This window comes from Pseudophaeobacter sp. (assembly GCF_048267565.1).
Taxonomy (GTDB): domain Bacteria; phylum Pseudomonadota; class Alphaproteobacteria; order Rhodobacterales; family Rhodobacteraceae; genus Pseudophaeobacter; species Pseudophaeobacter profundi.
Window position 1 is genome coordinate 417,304 of the sequence record NZ_JBLWXG010000001.1, and the last position, 19,230, is coordinate 436,533.

The window sequence follows — 19,230 nt, forward strand, 5'->3', positions numbered from 1 at the left end:
TCGCTGTTGAGGACCAAATATTATGACCAAACCGCACACCCCGAGCCGTTCTGCCCGGTTGAAATACGGGCTTTTTGCTCTGGCCCTGAGCGGGATCGGCAGTCTTGGGGTTGGCTCATCGGTTGCCGCGCAGTCGACGGCCTTTCGTCAGGCCGTTGCCGAACAGGCCTCGGTTAACGATGCGGTTGCGCAATTCTATCGTGACACCACCTATGCACCGCTTTGGACGGGCTCGGATGAGGCGGCAGCCATGCGCCGCGCCGCGCTGTTGCGGGCGCTGGAAGATGCCACCAGCCATGGTTTGCCGGATCAGTCCGCTACAGTGGCAGATCTGGTAGGGCAGATGCGCGCCGCCCGTACCGCCCGTGACTTTGGCCAGGTCGAAGCGGCGCTGAGCACCGCCTTTGTTACCTATGCCGCGATGCTGCAGACCGGCATGTTAAAACCATCGTCGATTGATGATGGTATGGTCCGCACCCGGCCAAGCCATGACGGTGTCGCCGCGCTGAACGGTCTGCGCACAGCACAGCCCTTTGCCTATCTGCGCAATTTGGTGCCGACCTCATCGCAGTACCGCGCCCTGATGCGTGAAAAGCTGCGGCTGGAACAATTGATCGCAGCGGGCGGATGGGGCCCAACGGTACCTGGCAGCAAGCTGGAACCCGGCGATCGGGGGCAGCAGGTGATTGCCCTGCGTGATCGCCTTATTGCCCTGGGCTATATGGAGCGCAGCGCCACTGCCAGCTATGACAATGATATCGAGCGCGCTGTGCAGCAGTTCCAGTCGGATCACGGGCTGGAAGAGGATGGCGTCGCCGGTGCCGGCACCCTGAAAGAGATCAATCGCCCTGTACGGGATCGCCTGAAATCGGTCATCATCGCGATGGAGCGTGAGCGCTGGCTATCGCCGGATCGTGGCGCGCGCCATGTGCTGGTGAACCAGACCGATTTCACCGCCAAGATTGTCGATAATGGCGATGTGACCTTTGAAACCCGCTCCGTCATTGGCAGCACTCAGTCGGATCGCCGCTCGCCCGAGTTTTCGGATATGATGGAGCATATGGTGATCAATCCCAGCTGGTATGTGCCGCGCTCGATCATCACCAAGGAATACCTGCCCAAGCTGCGCAACAATCCCAATGCGGTGGGCCATATCGAGATCACCGATAATCGCGGTCGCGTGGTCAGTCGCGCCAATACCGATTTCTCGCAGTTTACCGCGCGCAACTTTCCCTATGCGATGCGCCAGCCGCCCAGCCGCAGCAATGCGCTTGGCCTCGTCAAGTTCATGTTTCCAAACAAATACAACATCTACCTGCACGATACGCCGCAAAAAAGCCTGTTCAAACGGGAAGTGCGCGCCTTTTCGCATGGCTGTATTCGCCTGGCCCAGCCCTTTGAATTTGCTTATGCGTTGCTGGCCCGACAGACCGAAGACCCATCTGCCTTTTTCAACCGGATCCTGAAATCCGGCAAGGAAACCAAGGTTGAGCTGGAGCAGAAGGTGCCTGTTCACATTATCTATCGAACCGCATATGTGTCCAACAAAGGCCGGGCCGAGTTCCGCCGGGATGTCTATGGGCGTGATGCCAAGGTTTGGGCCGCATTGGAGCGGGCCGGGGTGGCACTGCCAGACGTCCAGGGCTAAATTGGGGGCCGGTTTTACTGCGTGACGCCTGGAAAGGGCCCTCAATATGTATACAGTTCGCGAGATTGCTCGCTCTCTTGATCTGACCGCCGAAGGGGATCTGGATCTTGTGATCATTCGCGCGGCCGAGCCGCAGGATGCAGGTCCGCAGGATCTGGCGATGGCGACCTCTGCCAAATACAGTGAAAACCTGTCGCAGGGCAGCGCCCAGGTGGCGCTGCTGTGGCAGGGGGCCGATTGGCAGGCGATGGGGCTGAAGGCGGCAATCTTTGCGCCGCGTCCCCGCATGGCGCTTGGCGGGGTTTCAACCCTGCTGGACCGTGGACAGGGGTTCGAAACGGGCATTCACCCCACGGCTGTTGTACATGAAACTGCCGTGCTGGGGGGGGATGTATCGGTCGGACCGCTGAGCATCATTGCCGCAGGTGCCAAGATCGGTGCCGGATCGGTGATCGGACCGCATTGCTACATCGGGGCAGAGGTCGAGATCGGCGCGCAGGCGCAGCTGCGCGAGATGGTTTCCATTGGTGCCCGCGCCCGCATCGGTGATCGGTTTCGCGCCCAGCCCGGTGCCCGGATTGGCAGCGACGGTTTTTCCTATGTCACCCCCGAGGTTTCAGGCGTTGAAAATGTCCGCAAGACGGTCGGCGATCAGGGCGAAGCACAAGCCCAGAGCTGGATGCGCATTCATTCACTGGGAGCGGTCAGCATTGGCGATGACGTGGAGCTGGGCGCCAATTGCACCATCGACAATGGCACCATTCGCGACACGGAAATTGGCAGCGGCAGTAAATTGGACAATCAGGTGCATGTGGGTCACAACACCCGGATTGGGCGCGATTGCCTGCTCTGCGGTCAATGCGGGATTTCGGGGTCGGTAAACATAGGCAACAATGTTGTGCTGGGCGGCCAATGTGGCGCGGCCGACAATATCTTTATTGGCGACGGGGTGATTGCGGGGGGCGCGACCAAGATTATCTCTAACGTGCCTGCGGGCCGCGTGGTCATGGGCTATCCGGCGGTAAAGATGGAAACCCATACTGAAATCTACAAGGCACAGCGGCGCTTGCCACGTTTGATGCGCGATATCGAAAATCTGAAAAAGGCTGTTTTCAAATAGGGAATCAGCCGCTACATCTGCCAGGACATCACAGATCAGGGGGCCGAAATGAGCACTCGAGACAAGGTCATCGCAATTGTTGCGGAACAGGCGCTTTTGGCGCCATCGGATGTAACCCTTACCAGCACCTTGGACGATCTCGGGATCGACAGCATGGGCCTGGTAGAGTGCATTTTTGCCATCGAAGAAGAATTTGATATCTCTATCCCCTTTAATGCAAATACCCCGGATGAGAGCGATTTTGACATTACGAACGTTGCTGCAATCATCGCTGGGATTGACAAGCTGGTGTCACAGAAAACGTGATATAAGCGCCTGAACATTAAGGGACAGATCCATGAAGCGCGTTGTCATTACCGGGGCAGGGACGATCAATGCCCTGGGCCATTCGGTCGCTGCCACCTTTGCGGCAATGCGCGAAGGTCACTGTGGCATTGGCCCGCTGGAGTTTCGCGATGTTGAACGGCTTGCCATTCGAATCGGTGGCCAGGTGCACGGGTTCGAGGCCGAGGGCCGGTTCAATCGCCAACAGATGAGCCTCTATGACCGGTTTACCCAGTTCACCCTGATTGCTGCCAAAGAGGCGATTGCCCAATCGGGCCTGGAATTCCATGGCGAGCTTTCCGCCAAATCTGGTGTTGTGCTGGGCACTGCGGGTGGCGGCGTTTCGACCTGGGATGACAATTATCGTTCAGTCTATGAAGACGGTAAAAATCGGGTGCATCCCTTTGTGGTTCCCAAGCTGATGAACAATGCGGCCGCCAGCCATGTCTCGATGGAATTCAACCTCAAAGGCCCCAGTTTCACCGTTTCCACTGCCTGTGCGTCTTCGAACCACGCCATGGCGCAGGCCTTTCAGATGGTGCGCTCGGGCATGAGCCCGGCAATGGTGACGGGCGGATCGGAATCCATGCTGTGCTTTGGTGGCGTCAAGGCCTGGGAAGGGCTGCGGGTAATGTCAAAAGAGGCCTGCCGCCCCTTCAGTGCTAACCGAAATGGAATGGTACAGGGCGAAGGGGCCGGCATTTTTGTGTTTGAAGACTACGAACATGCCCGCGCGCGTGGCGCAGAGATCCTCTGCGAAGTGCTTGGCTTTGCAATGTCTTCAGATGCCTCTGACATTGTGATGCCCAGCAAGCAGGGCGCGGCGCGGGCGATTGCCGGCGCATTGAAAGATGGCGGCATCAACCCTGAACAGGTTGGTTACATCAATGCTCATGGCACCGGTACCGTCGCCAATGACAAAACCGAATGTGCCGCCGTCGCCGATGTCTTTGGTCCGCATGCGGATCGCTTGATGATCTCTTCGACTAAATCCATGCATGGCCATCTGATCGGCGGCACCGGCGCGGTCGAATTGCTGGCCTGTATCATGGCCCTGAAAGATGGGGTGATTGCCCCGACAATCAGCTATGAAGAGCCGGACCCGGAATGCGCGCTCGATGTGGTGCCCAATACCGCCCGCGATGCGCGGGTCGAGGTGGCCCTGTCTAATGCCTTTGCCTTTGGCGGGTTGAACGCGGTACTGGCCCTGGGGCGGGTTTGACGCAGACTGAAACATGTGCGCCAACCTGGGCCGCAGTATTGCGCCGCTGAAATATGTAAAACCAATAGGGAAAGCCCGCCGCGCGAGCGTAAATGAACGCGCTCCCCTCTCGTCTTGGTGCTACGCTGGAGTATACCATTCGGGGTGCTTGCCAGCTTGCCTTGCAAAATCAAAGCCACCAAAGGGGAAACCCGATGGTGGCTTGTTCTTTGCCCGGCAGCCCCAGATAGGCGGGCGCTGCCAAAGGTGGTTTTGTTTTAGATCAGGCGGTTACTGCGTGACCACGTCAACAACATCAAATCCGGCGGTAAAGCCCTTGAGCGACATCTTCATTTCAACCAGCTGATCGGGGGCTGGGGCAGGGCGCAGAGACAAAACTGCCTCGCTACCGCGTTTGAAAGTGTCGATATCTGCCTGTGTCAGACCGATCTGCGCCACGCAGCCCAGCGGATTACAGAACGAGTAGTTATAGCGCTTGCCAGGCGCGCCATCGACCGACAGGGTCAGGGCGGCGGGCAACAGGGTTTCCAGCGGCACGATGATGGTGGCCCCGGCAACGGCCTGGCCGCCTGGCTGGTCAATGCGGAACAGCGACACCTCGGCCATCGGGTTGCCGTTTGGATCGGTCAGGATCTGCAGCAAGGAACAGGGGTCTGTTTCTTCTTCGGTTTTGACGCAGGCCAGATCCCAATCACCATGGGTTTCCTTGGCGTAGCGATCACCAAGCTTGGGGGTACCATCATCAACAGGTTGGCCAAGGTCCAGGACCTGATCCGCCGACGATTCGGTGGCTGGGGCTTCAGGTGTTGTTTCACTGCTTTCCTGGGCGAAAACTGGGCTCGCCACCGCTATAAGTGCGGCCAGGGTCATCGGCGTAAGGGACTTGATCATGCATGCCTCATTTATCACAGGTCGTTTGCAATGGCTTTACCATGTTGCAGCAGGGGTGTCAGGCCACAATCCCCGCCCGTGCCCAGAATAAGCGGGGAATTACCTGCAAGTTTAGTAACAAGTGAAGCGCTTGAACAAACAGCAAAAAAGGAAGCTCTCCGGCTTCCTTTTTTGGTCTTACTCCCCGTCGGACTGGCCGACTTAGTTATTGGATAGGACGTTACGAAAGGCCTGTGTCTGGGTCAACATGCAATACGGAAAAAATCTGCCGTCCGGCCGCTTTAGTTGGATTTGAGCGTTTTACGCGCGTATTTCGCGATCGTCAGACTGGCACTGCCCGATAAAGAGGCAGGGTTGGGGCGAAAAAAAGGGCCGTGCCCATGGCACGGCCAGTCTGACAGGGAGGAAATGCCCAGCTATCTCGAAAGACAGGGTGGGCAAGACATATATCGCATGTAAAAGTTAATAATCGATGTTCAAGGGGTTACCTGGGACACAGGCCTGTTTTACGCCGGAAACCAACAGATTCCGCAAATGAGGTTAAAGCCCAGTCAAGGCAGCTAAAGGATGAATATGACGGACAAACTTTTTATCGGCGGTGGCGGTGAAGACTATGGCGTGCCCCAGGAGATGCATTTTAAATACGCCAACCGGCATGGGCTGATTGCCGGGGCCACCGGTACTGGGAAAACCGTCACCCTGCAGATCCTTGCAGAGAGCTTTTCCAATGCGGGGGTGCCAGTCATCCTGGCGGATGTCAAAGGGGACCTTTCTGGCCTGGCCAAGCCCGGCACGCCCGGCCACAAATTGCACGATGCCTTTATGGGGCGGGCCCAAACCATTGGCTTGCACCCCTATCACTATCACAGCTGCCCGGTTACCTTTTGGGATCTTTTTGGCGAGCAGGGCCATCCGGTGCGCACCACCCTAGCAGATATGGGGCCGCTCCTGTTGGCGCAGTTGCTGGAGCTGAGCGAGGCACAGGAAGGCATTTTGAACATTGCCTTCCGGCTGGCTGATGAACAGGCCTTGCCACTGCTGGATCTGAAGGATCTGCAGGCGCTCTTGGTCTGGGTCGGAGAGCACCGGGCGGAGCTGTCGCTGCGCTATGGCAATGTCTCGCCTGCCTCGATCGGGGCGATCCAACGCCGCTTGCTGGTGCTGGAAAACCAGGGAGGCGCCGATCTGTTTGGCGAACCTGCCCTAGCGCTGAGCGACCTGATGCGACAGGACGGCAGCGGGCGCGGGATGGTCAATATTCTGGCCGCCGATAAATTGATGGCTTCGCCGAAGCTTTATGCGACCTTTCTGCTCTGGCTGTTGAGCGAGCTGTTCGAGGAATTGCCAGAGGTGGGGGATCCGGAAAAGCCGCGCCTGGTGTTCTTTTTTGACGAGGCGCATCTGCTGTTTGATGATGCGCCAAAGGCGCTGGTGGACAAGGTCGAGCAGGTCGCCAGGCTGATCCGTTCCAAGGGGGTTGGGATCTATTTCATCACCCAGAACCCTTCCGATGTGCCCGAGGACATTCTTGGCCAGCTGGGCAATCGCATTCAGCACGCGCTGCGCGCCTTTACCGCGCGCGACCGCAAGAACCTGAAACTGGCAGCGGAGACCTACCGCGAAAACCCGCGATTTTCCACGATGGAGGCCATTCGCGAGGTTGGCGTCGGCGAGGCCGTGACATCAATGCTGCAAAAGAAGGGCGTGCCCGGGGTCGTTGAACGCACCCTTATTCGCCCGCCCAGCAGCCAGCTGGGGCCGATCAGCCCAGCAGAACGCGCCGCTTTTTTGCAGGGATCTGACATGGCGGGGAAATACGACAAGTCGCTTGATCGGCATTCTGCCTATGAAATCCTGATGCAGCGCAGTGCCAAGGCGGCGGAACAGGCGGCAGTTGCAGAGCAGGCGGCAGAAGAGTCACCAGAACCGATGGCGCGCGAATTCAGCGCCGCCCGGCGCTATTCCGGCAGCCGTATCCCGCGTTCCAGCGCCCGGAACTATCGGCCCAAGGACAGCTTTGCCTCTGCCATGTCAGAAGCGGTGATCAAAGAGCTGAAAGGCACAACAGGGCGGCGTCTGGTGCGTGGTATTCTGGGGGGGCTGTTCAAGGGCCGCTAGCGTTTGATTTCGTATGCTCAAGTTGTGCGAAATCAGCCCGCAGTTTTGCCCGACATGCCTTAGAAGGAAATAGAGGCCTGGCGTTGCCAGGCCTCTATCGGGTCCGCCTTCGGCGGGGATATTTTTGGCCAAATGAAATCTGGACCAGTACAAGGGCCGCCATGGGTGCAGCGGCCCTGGTTTGTCATTTTTCCGGTATCAATCCACGCGGGCTGAACCGTAGGACCAAGAGCAGGATCAACCCCATGGTGAACAGCCGCATATGGGCTGCGTTTTCCATCAGATGGGCGCGCAGGCCACTGTCTTCGCCCAGGCCCGAGGTCAACAGGGTGATCAGTTCCAGGCTCATCGGTTCGACCTTGATCCACAGGAACCAGATCAAGAAGCCGCCCAGGACTGCGCCAAAGTTGTTGCCGGAGCCGCCAACAATCACCATCACCCAGATCAGGAAGGTAAAGCGCAGGGGATTATAGGTTCCTGGCGTCAGCTGCCCGTCCAGAGTGGTCATCATCGCGCCAGCAATGCCACAGATGGCAGAGCCGAGCACAAAGATCTGCAAATGCCGTTTGGTGACATTCTTGCCCATGGCGCGGGCGGCGACCTCGTTGTCGCGGATGGCGCGCATCATCCTGCCCCAAGGACTTTTGAGGGCCATCTGCGCCATCCACAGCAGTATCAGAAGCACGAGAGTGAAGAGGAACGCGTAGCCCAGCTTGACATAGAGCGTCGAGCCAAGCACGGGATCAAGGCCAAAACCCGCGAACCATTCGACATAGGCCGGGTCATTTTGCAGATCGACCTCAAACGGAACCGGACGCGGCAGGCCCACGACGTTTTTCACTCCGCGCGACAGCCAGTCCTCGTTCTTGAGGACGGCAATGACGATCTCGGCAATGCCAAGGGTAGCGATTGCCAGATAGTCAGAGCGCAGGCCCAGCGCGGTTTTGCCAATGAGCCAGGCCGCCCCGGCAGCCAGCAAGCCGCCCACGGGCCAGGACAGGATCACCGGCCAGCCGAGCCCACCAATATTGCCTTCCAAGGCTGGGTTAATGGCCTCGATCGCTTCGACCGAGGGGTCAAACAGCGCGCGGTAAATGACAAAGCCAACAGCCAGGATCAAAAGGGTCAGCAGTGCACGCAGCCCCCCGCGGGGCAGGAAACGGGTGACGGTAACCGCTGCGACCACGGTCAGCGCGCCCATGACCATGGCCATGACGATACCTGGACCGCCCGCGCTCCAGGCGCCCGGGGTTGGTGGGGTTGCGGTCAGCACCACCGCCAGACCGCCCAGCGCGGTAAAGCCCATGACGCCGACGTTGAACAATCCGGCAAAGCCCCACTGCAGGTTTACCCCCAGCGCCATGATGGCCGAAATCAGCCCCATGTTGAGGATCACCAAGGATGAGTTCCAGGATCCTGAGAAGAAGCTCCAATCGGTGAGGCCTTCAAGCAGGATCAAAAGCGCGACAGCGGCAAACATCAGGCTGTGTTTTATGGTATCAGTCATACCGATTTCCCCTTGAAGAGCCCTGTTGGCTTGAACAGAAGAACGATGATCAGTATCGCAAAAGAGACGGCAAATTTGTAATCTGTGCTCAGCAGTTGCACCAAGCCATCTGGCCCCATGTTTTCAGGCATCAAGTAGCCGAGCACCTTTTTCCAAGCATAGGTGATCGTCACCTCGGAAAAGGCGATGATGAAGCCGCCTGCAATGGCCCCCTGAGGGCTGCCCAGTCCGCCAACAATCGCCGCGGCAAAGATCGGCAGCAACAGCTGGAAATAGGTGAAGGGCTTAAAGCTTTTGTCCAACCCGTAAAGCACCCCGGCGATGGTCGCCAATGTGGCCACGATCAACCAAGTGTACATCACGACGCGTTCAGGGTTGATCCCCGATAGCAGCGCCAGATCTTCGTTGTCCGAATAGGCGCGCATTGATTTTCCGGTGCGGGTCTTATTGAGGAACCAGAACAGCAGCGCCACAACCACAATAGCAGTCACCACGGTGATGCCCTGGGTGGTCTTGATCGCCAGCCCTTCGCTCAGGCCGGTCATTTCCTTGAAAGCGCGCGCCTTGATGATGAAACGCTCACCATCGGTGAAGCGCTGGTCTCCGGGCCCAATGATAAAACGCACAAGCCCGTTCATCATGAACATCACGCCAAGCGAGACCATAACAAAAACAACCGGTTTCGCCTTTTGCGCGCGGTAGAACCGATAAACCGTGCGATCCGTCACCAGCATCAGTGCCATCGTCGCCACGATCCCAAAAGGCAGGGCCAGCAGGGCGGTGGGAAGCGGACCAAAACCAATGCCCCAGGACTGGAACGCCCAGGTCACCAAAATGGTTATCATGGTGCCAAAGGCCATGGTGTCGCCATGAGCAAAGTTGGAAAACCGCAGGATGCTGTAGATCAGCGTCACACCCAGCGCACCCAGCGCCAGCTGAGAGCCATAGGCCACGGCGGGGATCATCACAAAATTGGTAAGTGCCACAATGGCATTGAGAAAATCCATGGCTCAGCCCCCCAAAAACGATTTGCGGACTTCGGGATCAGCCAAAAGCTCCTGCCCGGTGCCGGAATAGGCATTGCGGCCCTGGACCAGAACATAGCCTTTATCTGCGATCTCAAGTGCTTGCTTGGCGTTCTGTTCCACCATCAGGATCGGCAGACCAGTGCGGGCCACCTCGATAATGCGGTCAAACAGCTCATCCATCACGATGGGCGATACGCCTGCCGTGGGTTCATCCAGCATCAGAACTTTGGGCTTGGTCATCAGCGCCCGCCCTACGGCGACCTGCTGCCGCTGGCCACCTGATAGCTCTCCAGCGGGCTGGCTGCGCTTGTCGCGCAGGATCGGGAACAGCTCGTAAACCTGCTCCATCGTCTCGGTGATATCATCGGTGCGGATAAAGGCCCCCATCTCCAGGTTCTCTTCTACCGTCATCGAGGTGAAGATATTGCTGGTCTGCGGCACAAACCCCATGCCCTTCACAACCCGGTCTTGCGGGCTCAGGCGGGTGATATCCTCACCGTCCAGACGCACGGCCCCGGCGTTGAGGGACAGCATACCAAAAACCGCCTTCATTGCGGTGGATTTGCCAGCTCCATTCGGGCCAACAATCACCGCGATCTCGCCAGGGTTCACAGCAATGGTGCAGTCATGCAGAATATCCGGCCCCTTGCCGTATCCGCCTGTCATGCCATCACCAATCAAAAAGGGTTCAGACATGTGCGCCTCCCACCTTCATCTTACCAAAAATACCTCGGGGGGGCCGCACAGCGGCGGGGGCAGCGCCCCCACTGGTGCGCCGCCGCCCCAGGTCCAGCGTCTCGCCCATCAGGTCTTCTCCAGTTTGTCTTTGTTTTTCAGGCCTGTGCCCAGATAGGCCTCGATGACCTGCTCATTTGCCTTGATCTCGGCCAGCGACCCTTCGGCCAGCTTGCGCCCCTCGGCCATGCAGATCACCGGATCACAAAGCCGGTCAATGAACTCCATGTCATGCTCGATCACCACAAAGGTATAGCCGCGCTCTTCATTGAGCCGCTTGATGGCATCGGCAATGGTATAGAGCAGCGTTCGGTTCACCCCGGCGCCGACCTCGTCCAGAAACACGATCTTGGCGTCCACCATCATGGTGCGGCCCAGTTCCAGCAGCTTCTTCTGACCGCCAGAAACCTCACCGGCCCGCAGGTCGGCGATATGGCTGATGGTCAGAAACTCGAGCACCTCATCCGCCTTGGCGCGAAGGGCGCGTTCCTCCTCGGCGATGCGTTTGCGGCCAAACCAGGTGTTCCAGAGGCTTTCACCGGATTGTGCGCCGGGTACCATCATCAGGTTTTCGCGGCAGGTCATAGAGGAAAACTCATGCGCGATCTGAAAGGTACGCAGCAGCCCCTTGTGAAACAGATCATGCGGCGGCAGGCCGGTGATATCCTCACCATCCATGGTGACGCGGCCGGAGGTGGGTTCAAGAACCCCAGCGATTACATTGAAAAGAGTGGTCTTTCCGGCGCCGTTTGGCCCGATTAAACCGGTGATGGAGCCCTTGGCGATTTCGAGCGAAGCGCCGTCAACCGCATGGAACCCGCCGAAGTGCTTGTGCAAATCCTCGACGACGATCATATCATTTATCCCCTGCCGCAGTTTGTTTGCGGGTACTGAATTTGGAACAGCCCGGGCGAAACCCGGGCTGTTCTTTGCGTGTTGATCTGCCGACTAAGCTTAGCGGAACTTCACAGTAGTGTTCTCGCCGTCCTTGACCAGGATCTCGCGGTAGGAACCTGCGCTCTCACCGGGGCCGATCAGCTCAACACCGGTGGCACCCTGGAAATTAACGTCTTTGCCAGCGGCAATCAGTTCCAGTGCCTTGCCCAGATCACCTGGGTTGATCTCTTCGCCCGGTGCATTGGCAACATCCATGATCTTGGCGCCATATACGGCTGGATCGGTGGAGTTTGCCGCCTGCATCGCCAGCAGGATCAGCGCCGCCGCATCATAGGATTCTGATGCATAGGCAGATGTGCCGTCAAAGCCAGCTGCCTTGGACATCTCGGCAAAGATGCCGGCACCTTCACTGTCAGATCCAGCAATCTGGCCAAAAGAGCCATCCAGATCGGGGCCGACGTTCTTGGGCAGGCTGTCCCCGATCATGCCGCCGGGCAGGCCGAAGGTGTCAAAGGCACCGGAATCCAGCGAGGACTGGATGATGCCAAGCCCCCCCTGGTCCAGATATCCAGCGACAACCAGAATATCGCCACCAGCCGAAGCCAGCGAAGCAACTTCGGCAGAGTAGTCGCCTTTGCCGTCTTCATGCGCTGCCACGATGGTCACTTCGCCACCGATTTCTTCAAAGGAGGTCTGGATAGCATCTGCCAGGCCCTTACCAAAGTCGTTGTTGGTATAGGTCAGAGCGATGGACTTCACGCCGCGCTCTTGCAAGATGTCAGCCATGATCTGGCCTTCGCGGGCATCAGACGGAGACGTGCGGAAGAACAGGCCATTGTCTTCCATACCGGACAGGCCGGGCGAGGTCGCAGAGGGCGAGACCATGACCATGCCGTTGGGAATGGCTACGTTCTGCAGGATCGCGCCGGTCACCCCAGAACAGTCACCGCCAACAATACCCATGACGCCTTCGGCGATCAGCTTTTCGCCGTTTGCCACGGCCAGGCCGTTATCAATGCAGCCGGTGTCGGCACGTACGGAGGTAACGGTGGCACTGTCCAACAGCTTGCCGGATTTGGTCACTTCCTCCATCGCCAGCTCAGCGCCCGCGGCCATGGCAGGGGACAGCGATTCAATGGGGCCGGTAAAACCAAGCAATACGCCAAGTTTGACTTCCTTGGCTTGGCCTTCGGCGAAGGCCGTGCCAGCGGTCAGCGCCAGGGCCGTTGTAGCCATCAATATTTTTTTCATCTGAGATCTCCCGTTTATTGGAACACACGTGTTCATACCGAACCCTAGGCAAGGCGATTTGAAAAGAAAAGTCCCCTTAGCTAGGGTGCCCCTCCCCAGGGCCACCTGTGCGTCTTCTTTGGCCAGCCATGATGGCAGGCCTGATGCGGCGGATGCTTTACAGGCTTCATGCCAAGAGGGAAAGAACTCAATCGCGCATCGGCCCTTGGCGTCGCGGCACCCAAGGGGCATCCGGGGGTGCAGCCTGTGAAACGCGGTGAACATTGGCGGCGCAGTTTGTGCGCCATGTGATCAGATCAACTGCTTGAAGCTTAAAGCATTTTTTTGGGCCAGGCGACGTGACAGCGGCAAATTTCTACGCAGGCTTGGCCAGATCGGCCCGATTCAGCGCCCAATGATGTGGTGGAAAAAAAATGGGAAAAAAGTTGGGCCTGCTGATGCCGCGGCCCAAATTCACACCAATATCACGCATCATCTGACGGCAGTTGCGCCCTGTCAGGGCCATCGGCCAACACTAGAATCAAGGCTTGCCTGATTTGCTGCCACGTTCGCGGTAGGGGGTGGTTTCGTAATGTGCACGGTAACATTTGGAGAAATGCGAGGGCGAAGCAAAGCCGCAGGCCAGCGCCACATTGATCACACTCATATCCGTTTGCATTAGAAGATTGCGCGCCTTCTGCAGCCGCAGCTCCATGTAGTAGCGTTTCGGGCTGCGGTTCAGGTAGCGGCGAAACAGACGTTCAAGTTGCCGTGTCGACATGCCCACGTCCTGTGCCAGGACTGAAGGGCTGATGGGGTCTTCAATATTGGCTTCCATCTTCTGGATCACCAGCGAGAGTTTCGGATGACGCACCCCGATACGCGTTGGGATCGACAGACGCTGGGTATCCTGATCGGTGCGGATCGAGGAATAGATCAGCTGATCCGCCACAGCATTGGCCAGTTCTTCGCTTAGGTCATTGGCAAGAATCTTCAGCATCAAATCAATGGAGGATGTGCCGCCGGCAGTAGACATCCTGTTGTTATCAATGACAAAAACAGATTTCGTCAGGGTGACTTCGTCAAACTCTTCTGCAAAACTATCGATGTTTTCCCAGTGGATCGTCGCCCGCTTGCCATCCAACAGACCTGCCTTTGCCAGCACATAGGACGCGGTGCACAACCCGCCCACCCTGACCCCTTTGCGGGCCTCGCGGCGCAGCCAAGCCAGCAGCCTTTTGGAGGTTGCAGTCTGAACATTCACGCCGCCACAGACCATAATTGTATCGTCGCGCTGCAACTCGGCCAAGTCGCCATCTGACGTGAAGGTCGTTCCGGCAGAGCAGGTCACGTTTCCGCCACCTTCGCTCAGCAGGGTCCAGCTATAGGCGTCATAGCCGACCATACGGTTGGCAATGCGTAGACATTCCAATGCCGATGCAAAAGAGAGCATCGAAAATCTATCAAGTAAAACAAACACGTAGTGACGTTTTGGGGCGATAGCCTTGGGGATCTCTGGCTTTTTCTTATTGGTTTGCATTGGGCACATCCTTGGCAAAAAGTGAATGCACCGGGAGAGACTAAAGAAAGTCAGCCCCGCGTGAGACCGGAAAACCGTGCTCACAGCTTTGCGTCGGGGTCAAGAGGCGCAAATCTAAACTGGTCAGAGTGGGATGGTTTTTGTATAGGTGGCTTCCGTCCTATCAATATGACCTCTTATGCGGAGAAAAGCTATGAGTGAGTGGCAAAAAGCGGCCTGGCGCAACAAAGCACGCGTGCAGATGCCCGACTATACCGATGCCGCGGCCCTCGGGGCCGTAGAGGCGCAGCTTTCCAACTATCCGCCCTTGGTCTTTGCCGGTGAAGCGCGCCGTTTGAAACAGCATTTGGCGGCTGCCGGGCGCGGCGAGGCATTTTTGTTGCAGGGCGGCGATTGCGCCGAAAGCTTTGAACAGTTCAGCGCCGATGCAATCCGCGACACCTTTAAGGTGATGCTGCAGATGGCCATGGTTCTGACCTATGGTGCCAAGGTGCCAGTGGTGAAAGTGGGCCGTATGGCGGGGCAATTTGCCAAGCCACGCAGCGCACCAACTGAAACAGTGGATGGGGTTGAACTGCCCAGCTACCGCGGTGACATAATCAACGATCTTGGCTTTACTGAAGGATCGCGTATTCCAGACCCCAAGCGGATGCTGCAGGCCTATACCCAGGCCGCGGCAACCCTGAACCTGCTGCGCGCCTTTTCCACTGGTGGCTATGCGGATGTGAATCAGGTGCATGCCTGGACCCTTGGCTTTACCGAGGGTGAGAAAGCGCAAAGCTATCGTGAAATGGCCAACCGGATCACTGATACGCTTGATTTCATGCGCGCCGCCGGGGTCAACAACGATGCCTCGCACGCGTTACATTCGGTTGAATTCTACACCAGCCACGAAGGCCTGCTGCTGGAATACGAAGAGGCGCTGACGCGGCTTGATTCAACCTCTGGCAAATGGCTTGCCGGGTCCGGCCACATGCTGTGGATCGGAGATCGCACCCGTCAACCTGACGGCGCGCATGTGGAATTCTGTCGTGGCGTGTTGAATCCCATTGGCCTGAAATGTGGCCCGACCACCACGGCCGAGGATCTCAAGGTGTTGATGGCCAAGCTGAACCCGGACAATGAGGAAGGTCGCCTGACGCTGATCGCCCGCTTTGGGGCCGGCAAGGTGGCAGAGCACCTGCCGCGCCTGGTCAAAGCGGTGCAGGAAGAAGGGGCCAATGTAACCTGGGTCTGTGATCCGATGCATGGCAATACCGTCAAGTCCTCTACCGGGTATAAAACCCGGCCCTTTGAAAGCGTCCTGCGCGAAGTCCAGGATTTCTTTGCGGTCCATAGCTCCGAAGGCACCATTCCCGGCGGCGTGCACTTTGAAATGACCGGGCAGGATGTCACGGAATGCACCGGCGGCGTGCGGGCTGTGACCGACGAGAACCTGAGCGATCGCTATCATACCGCCTGCGATCCCCGCCTGAACGCCAGCCAATCGCTGGAACTGGCCTTTCTGGTCGCGAAAGAGCTGTCAGAGCTGCGCAGCCAGCAGAACCGGAAAGCCGAAGCCGGCTAGGCCCGGCCGCAAGCGTGTATCGCTGTGGCGATGAGATGAAAACAGGCCCGTCCCGATTGGGGCGGGCCTGTTTGTGACGGGCAGCGGCAAAGGATCGGTCCCCGGAAAATGGGAAACGCCCCGGGAATTCTTCCGCGGGGCGTTGGTAACTAGACTACGACCAAATAGACTAGAAATAGACTAAAATTTTACTAAAGGGCTGTTTCACTTCGGCTGGAAACCAGGCGTAGATGCGGCGCTTTGGATTTGCTTTTTGCATCTGCACGGGCAGTGTCGCGCACCGGCTTCAGGGTTTTGCGGTCGGCCAGATCACGGGCTTCCTGCAAGATAGAGGTCTCTGGCTGCATTCGCGATTGCAGCTCTGCAAAATCGGGGTTGGCGCTGTTTGCATCTGCGGTATCGCGGGGTTTGGATTTGAACTCAGCATCCCCTGACTTTTTGGCGACGGCGCGCATTTCAATTGATGAGATGCTGAAGCGCTGCGAAGTCTTGGAGGGGTTGCCGTCGGAAACAAACACCCCTAGCGCGCGACTGACATCGCCCAGATCACTGCGCAGCGGCAGTAGCAACATGCGGGCTTCGCGGCGGCCGCGCAGGCGGGACCCTTCGGTTTGCATGTCGAATTCGACAATCGCAGGGGCTTCGAACATATGCTCCAGTGCGGCGCTCATCTGTTTGCGGGCATCCGGGGTGAAAAAGGCGGTGATGGGCATGCCACGCACCTCCATGCCGGCCATTTCGTTGACCTTTTGGCCAGCCAGACGAAAACGGGCAACGCCCGGTGCAACGCGTTCCAGAATAAATGTCTGCGACAGAATGTTTTCCAGCCCGCGCGGATCAATCTGCGACCGGTTTGGAATGTCATCGCCACGCTGCAGCGCTGTCCAGTAGGCCTCTGCCTGCCGCATCGGAGAGATCGAAACGCTATTACGGAAATTTTTCATAGGAACCACCTTGTCGTGCCCCTTATCCTGCTCTGAATTTTTGCTACCGCCAAAAAACATGTGCTTTCCTTACGTTGTTCGGTCCATCCGCCATCAAACACGCTGCACGAGCCTCTCGACTGCCTTATTTGTAGCGTCAGGATGGTTACCTTGCAGTTAACATGCCACAATATTATTCAAATTTGGACTAAAATTTAAAGCAATGGTTAACGCCTTCCGATGACAGGCCTATCCTTATGCGTCAAACGCTACCCCAGACGCACTGTTGGAATTGATGCTTTTGCCAGAAAACACGCCAGAAAGGGCCATATAGATGACTATTCGCAGCATGACGGGGTTTGCCTCGGGGCAGGGCGGGCTTGACACCCATAATTGGAGTTGGGAAATCCGTTCGGTCAACGCGAAAGGCCTGGATCTGCGTTTGCGGGTACCTGACTGGCTGATCGGGCTGGAGGCGCATCTGCGCAAGCGCTGTAGCGCTGAACTGGCGCGGGGCAACGTGACGCTGGGTCTGCGGATCACCCGTTCAGAGGCAGGCGCCACCAGCCTGGTGCTGAACAAGCCGCTGTTGCAATCCGTCCTTGCCGCCCTGGCCGAAGCCGAGGCCACCGCTCAGGCTGCGGGGGTGGATCTGTCGGTGACCTCCGGCGCGGATCTACTGTCTATTCGCGGCGTGCTGGAAACCAACCTGCGCGAAGATGACCCCGCACCGCTGGTCGCCGCGATGGGTCATGAATTCGAAAGCATTTTGGCGCAATTCGTTCAAATGCGTGAAGCCGAGGGGGCAGCCCTGGCGCAGGTATTGCAGGATCAGCTGGCAGAGCTGCGCCGCCTGACGGATCTGGCCGCCGAGCTGGCAGCGGCGCGCAAGCCGCTGGTGGCCCAAAACCTCAAGGTCAATCTGGCCAAGGTGCTGGAGAATGCCGAAGGCGTTGATGCCAATCGGGTGGCGCTGGAACTGGCGATGCTTGCGGTGAAATCCGATGTCACCGAAGAAATCGACCGGCTTGGCGCGCATATTCTGGCCGCCGAGACCCTGTTGACGACAGGCGGTGCGGTGGGGCGCAAGCTTGATTTCTTGATGCAGGAATTCAATCGTGAGGCCAATACCCTGTGCTCAAAAGCGCTGAACAGTGACTTGACCTCGGTCGGTCTAGAGTTGAAAGCAGTGATCGACCAGATGCGCGAGCAGGTGCAAAATATTGAATAACTCCGAAGGAACAGACGAGATGGCAAACCGCCGTGGCCTATTGATCATCCTGTCCTCGCCATCCGGCGCGGGTAAATCCACCCTGGCAAAGCGGCTACGCAGCTGGGATGACAGCATCCGCTTTTCCGTCTCGGCCACCACTCGCAACCCGCGCGACGGGGAAGTGGACGGACAGGACTATCACTTCGTTTCGGTGGATGATTTCAAATCCGCCGTCACCGAGGGCGAAATGCTGGAGCATGCGCATGTCTTTGGCAATTTCTACGGCTCGCCCAAGGGGCCGGTGCGCGCCGCGATCGACAAGGGCCAGGATGTTCTGTTCGATATCGACTGGCAGGGGGCGCAGCAGATCCGCAATTCTGAACTTGGCCAGCATACGCTGTCGATCTTTCTGCTGCCGCCTTCGATCACCGAATTGCGCCGCCGGTTGGAAAGCCGCGGGCAGGATGATCAGGACACCATCAAACGCCGGATGGAAAAAAGCTGGGACGAGATCAGCCATTGGGGCAGCTATGACCACGTGTTGGTCAATGATGACCTGGATGCCACAGAAGAGGCGCTGAAGACCATCATTTCAGCCACCCGGCTGCGTCGCATTCAACAGCCACAGCTGGTGGATCACGTGCGGGCGCTGCAATCAGAATTTGAGGAGATGTCATGACACTTTATGCTTTGGGTGTGCAAAGGCCGCAGCTGCATGCAGATACCTGGGTGGCACCGGATGCCAATCTGATCGGCCAGGTGGTGTTGGAAGCCGCGGCTTCGGTCTGGTTTGGCTCGACCATTCGCGCTGACCACGAAGAAATTCGCATCTGCGAAGGGGCGAATGTGCAGGAAAACGTGGTTATGCATGTTGATGCCGGCTTTCCACTGACTGTAGGTAAGAACTGCACCATTGGTCACAAGGTCATGCTGCATGGCTGTAGCATCGGTGAAAACAGCCTGATCGGCATGGGCGCCACCGTTCTGAATGGGGCCAAGATTGGCAAAAACTGCCTGATTGGGGCCGGGGCCTTGATCACCGAAAACAAGGTTATTCCTGACAATTCCCTGGTGATGGGCGCGCCAGGCAAGGTGGTGCGTGAGGTGTCGGAAGCGCAGGCCCAGACGTTGACGCAGAGCGCGCTGCACTATCAGGACAACATGCGCCGGTTTCGCGACGAGCTGCGCGCGGTTTAAGCCCAGATCGCGAGCTTGGGCAGGCTGCAGGGCAGGGTGGCTTCAGCGGATGTTGCGTCTTGTCTTTCAC

Annotated in this window: 17 protein-coding genes; 9 read left to right on the forward strand and 8 right to left on the reverse strand. The window is 57.9% G+C overall.

Annotated elements, in window-relative coordinates; translation table 11 throughout:
• The first annotated feature begins 22 nt into the window (after positions 1-22).
• Genes ACN0VH_RS01970 through ACN0VH_RS01985 form a run of 4 tightly spaced genes read left to right on the forward strand, consistent with a single transcriptional unit; the run spans position 23 to position 4,314 of the window.
• Positions 23-1,648, forward strand: a complete 1,626-nt coding sequence (locus ACN0VH_RS01970) for a L,D-transpeptidase family protein (RefSeq protein ID WP_278921584.1) — start codon at positions 23-25, stop codon at positions 1,646-1,648.
• A 46-nt stretch (positions 1,649-1,694) separates the two neighbouring features.
• Positions 1,695-2,768 carry a UDP-3-O-(3-hydroxymyristoyl)glucosamine N-acyltransferase gene (lpxD, locus tag ACN0VH_RS01975; protein ID WP_417699321.1) on the forward strand — a complete coding sequence of 358 codons (1,074 nt, stop codon included), beginning with the start codon at positions 1,695-1,697 and terminating at the stop codon, positions 2,766-2,768.
• Between the two features lie 48 nt (positions 2,769-2,816).
• The gene (locus ACN0VH_RS01980) at positions 2,817-3,074 is read left to right on the forward strand and encodes an acyl carrier protein (protein ID WP_417699322.1); all 258 of its coding nucleotides are present in this window, start codon (positions 2,817-2,819) and stop codon (positions 3,072-3,074) included.
• Positions 3,075-3,105: 31 nt separating this feature from the next.
• Positions 3,106-4,314, forward strand: coding sequence for a beta-ketoacyl-[acyl-carrier-protein] synthase family protein (locus ACN0VH_RS01985; RefSeq protein ID WP_417699323.1), 1,209 nt, complete (start codon positions 3,106-3,108; stop codon positions 4,312-4,314).
• A 270-nt stretch (positions 4,315-4,584) separates the two neighbouring features.
• Here the strand turns inward: ACN0VH_RS01985 and ACN0VH_RS01990 are convergent, their stop codons facing one another.
• Complete coding sequence (locus ACN0VH_RS01990) at positions 4,585-5,205, reverse strand: invasion associated locus B family protein (protein WP_278921588.1); 621 nt, start codon at positions 5,203-5,205, stop codon at positions 4,585-4,587.
• Positions 5,206-5,778: 573 nt separating this feature from the next.
• Between ACN0VH_RS01990 and ACN0VH_RS01995 the strand changes: the two genes are divergently transcribed.
• Positions 5,779-7,323 carry a helicase HerA-like domain-containing protein gene (locus tag ACN0VH_RS01995; protein WP_417699324.1) on the forward strand — a complete coding sequence of 515 codons (1,545 nt, stop codon included), beginning with the start codon at positions 5,779-5,781 and terminating at the stop codon, positions 7,321-7,323.
• Positions 7,324-7,507: 184 nt separating this feature from the next.
• Here the strand turns inward: ACN0VH_RS01995 and ACN0VH_RS02000 are convergent, their stop codons facing one another.
• From ACN0VH_RS02000 to ACN0VH_RS02025, 6 genes are all read right to left on the reverse strand, one after another.
• Positions 7,508-8,830 carry a branched-chain amino acid ABC transporter permease gene (locus ACN0VH_RS02000; protein ID WP_417699325.1) on the reverse strand — a complete coding sequence of 441 codons (1,323 nt, stop codon included), beginning with the start codon at positions 8,828-8,830 and terminating at the stop codon, positions 7,508-7,510.
• Positions 8,827-9,837 (reverse strand): branched-chain amino acid ABC transporter permease, encoded by a 1,011-nt coding sequence (locus tag ACN0VH_RS02005; protein ID WP_417699327.1) that lies wholly within the window; start codon positions 9,835-9,837, stop codon positions 8,827-8,829. Before ACN0VH_RS02005 ends, ACN0VH_RS02000 begins: the two co-directional genes overlap by 4 nt.
• A 3-nt stretch (positions 9,838-9,840) precedes the next feature.
• Complete coding sequence (locus ACN0VH_RS02010) at positions 9,841-10,554, reverse strand: ABC transporter ATP-binding protein (protein WP_278921592.1); 714 nt, start codon at positions 10,552-10,554, stop codon at positions 9,841-9,843.
• Between the two features lie 108 nt (positions 10,555-10,662).
• Positions 10,663-11,448 (reverse strand): ABC transporter ATP-binding protein, encoded by a 786-nt coding sequence (locus tag ACN0VH_RS02015; protein WP_417699329.1) that lies wholly within the window; start codon positions 11,446-11,448, stop codon positions 10,663-10,665.
• Between the two features lie 99 nt (positions 11,449-11,547).
• On the reverse strand, positions 11,548-12,741 hold the full coding sequence (locus ACN0VH_RS02020; protein ID WP_278921594.1) for an ABC transporter substrate-binding protein: 1,194 nt from the start codon (positions 12,739-12,741) through the stop codon (positions 11,548-11,550).
• Positions 12,742-13,261: 520 nt separating this feature from the next.
• A complete protein-coding gene (locus ACN0VH_RS02025; RefSeq protein WP_278921595.1) occupies positions 13,262-14,260 on the reverse strand; it encodes a GlxA family transcriptional regulator in 999 nt (332 codons plus the stop codon).
• A 193-nt stretch (positions 14,261-14,453) separates the two neighbouring features.
• Here ACN0VH_RS02025 and ACN0VH_RS02030 point away from each other — a divergent pair, with 193 nt between their 5' ends.
• Positions 14,454-15,827: a class II 3-deoxy-7-phosphoheptulonate synthase gene (locus ACN0VH_RS02030; RefSeq protein WP_278921596.1), complete on the forward strand. Its 1,374-nt coding sequence runs from the start codon at positions 14,454-14,456 to the stop codon at positions 15,825-15,827.
• Between the two features lie 191 nt (positions 15,828-16,018).
• On the opposite strand, the gene ACN0VH_RS02035 is transcribed toward ACN0VH_RS02030, so the two are convergent.
• Entirely contained in the window at positions 16,019-16,831 is an 813-nt protein-coding gene (locus ACN0VH_RS02035; RefSeq protein WP_417699330.1) for a PAS domain-containing protein, read from the reverse strand.
• A 253-nt stretch (positions 16,832-17,084) separates the two neighbouring features.
• Between ACN0VH_RS02035 and ACN0VH_RS02040 the strand changes: the two genes are divergently transcribed.
• From ACN0VH_RS02040 to ACN0VH_RS02050, 3 genes are read left to right on the forward strand one after another with little or no spacing between them, the layout of a single operon-like run.
• Positions 17,085-17,981, forward strand: coding sequence for a YicC/YloC family endoribonuclease (locus tag ACN0VH_RS02040; RefSeq protein ID WP_278921598.1), 897 nt, complete (start codon positions 17,085-17,087; stop codon positions 17,979-17,981).
• Between the two features lie 19 nt (positions 17,982-18,000).
• Positions 18,001-18,642: a guanylate kinase gene (gene gmk / locus ACN0VH_RS02045; protein ID WP_278921599.1), complete on the forward strand. Its 642-nt coding sequence runs from the start codon at positions 18,001-18,003 to the stop codon at positions 18,640-18,642.
• Complete coding sequence (locus ACN0VH_RS02050; protein ID WP_278921600.1) at positions 18,639-19,160, forward strand: gamma carbonic anhydrase family protein; 522 nt, start codon at positions 18,639-18,641, stop codon at positions 19,158-19,160. The genes gmk and ACN0VH_RS02050 overlap by 4 nt, the downstream gene beginning before the upstream one ends.
• Positions 19,161-19,230 lie beyond the last annotated feature (70 nt).

Coding starts and splice junctions, on each gene's coding strand:
- ACN0VH_RS02010 (WP_278921592.1), bottom strand. CDS start 10,554: ATGTCTGAACCCTTTTTGATTGGTGATGGCATGACAGGCGGATACGGC.
- ACN0VH_RS01990 (WP_278921588.1), bottom strand. CDS start 5,205: ATGATCAAGTCCCTTACGCCGATGACCCTGGCCGCACTTATAGCGGTG.
- ACN0VH_RS01995 (WP_417699324.1), top strand. CDS start 5,779: ATGACGGACAAACTTTTTATCGGCGGTGGCGGTGAAGACTATGGCGTG.
- ACN0VH_RS02030 (WP_278921596.1), top strand. CDS start 14,454: ATGAGTGAGTGGCAAAAAGCGGCCTGGCGCAACAAAGCACGCGTGCAG.
- ACN0VH_RS02025 (WP_278921595.1), bottom strand. CDS start 14,260: ATGCAAACCAATAAGAAAAAGCCAGAGATCCCCAAGGCTATCGCCCCA.
- ACN0VH_RS02005 (WP_417699327.1), bottom strand. CDS start 9,837: ATGGATTTTCTCAATGCCATTGTGGCACTTACCAATTTTGTGATGATC.
- gmk (WP_278921599.1), top strand. CDS start 18,001: ATGGCAAACCGCCGTGGCCTATTGATCATCCTGTCCTCGCCATCCGGC.
- ACN0VH_RS02035 (WP_417699330.1), bottom strand. CDS start 16,831: ATGTTTTTTGGCGGTAGCAAAAATTCAGAGCAGGATAAGGGGCACGAC.
- ACN0VH_RS02000 (WP_417699325.1), bottom strand. CDS start 8,830: ATGACTGATACCATAAAACACAGCCTGATGTTTGCCGCTGTCGCGCTT.
- ACN0VH_RS01980 (WP_417699322.1), top strand. CDS start 2,817: ATGAGCACTCGAGACAAGGTCATCGCAATTGTTGCGGAACAGGCGCTT.
- ACN0VH_RS02020 (WP_278921594.1), bottom strand. CDS start 12,741: ATGAAAAAAATATTGATGGCTACAACGGCCCTGGCGCTGACCGCTGGC.
- ACN0VH_RS02050 (WP_278921600.1), top strand. CDS start 18,639: ATGACACTTTATGCTTTGGGTGTGCAAAGGCCGCAGCTGCATGCAGAT.
- ACN0VH_RS02040 (WP_278921598.1), top strand. CDS start 17,085: ATGACTATTCGCAGCATGACGGGGTTTGCCTCGGGGCAGGGCGGGCTT.
- ACN0VH_RS02015 (WP_417699329.1), bottom strand. CDS start 11,448: ATGATCGTCGTCGAGGATTTGCACAAGCACTTCGGCGGGTTCCATGCG.
- ACN0VH_RS01970 (WP_278921584.1), top strand. CDS start 23: ATGACCAAACCGCACACCCCGAGCCGTTCTGCCCGGTTGAAATACGGG.
- lpxD (WP_417699321.1), top strand. CDS start 1,695: ATGTATACAGTTCGCGAGATTGCTCGCTCTCTTGATCTGACCGCCGAA.
- ACN0VH_RS01985 (WP_417699323.1), top strand. CDS start 3,106: ATGAAGCGCGTTGTCATTACCGGGGCAGGGACGATCAATGCCCTGGGC.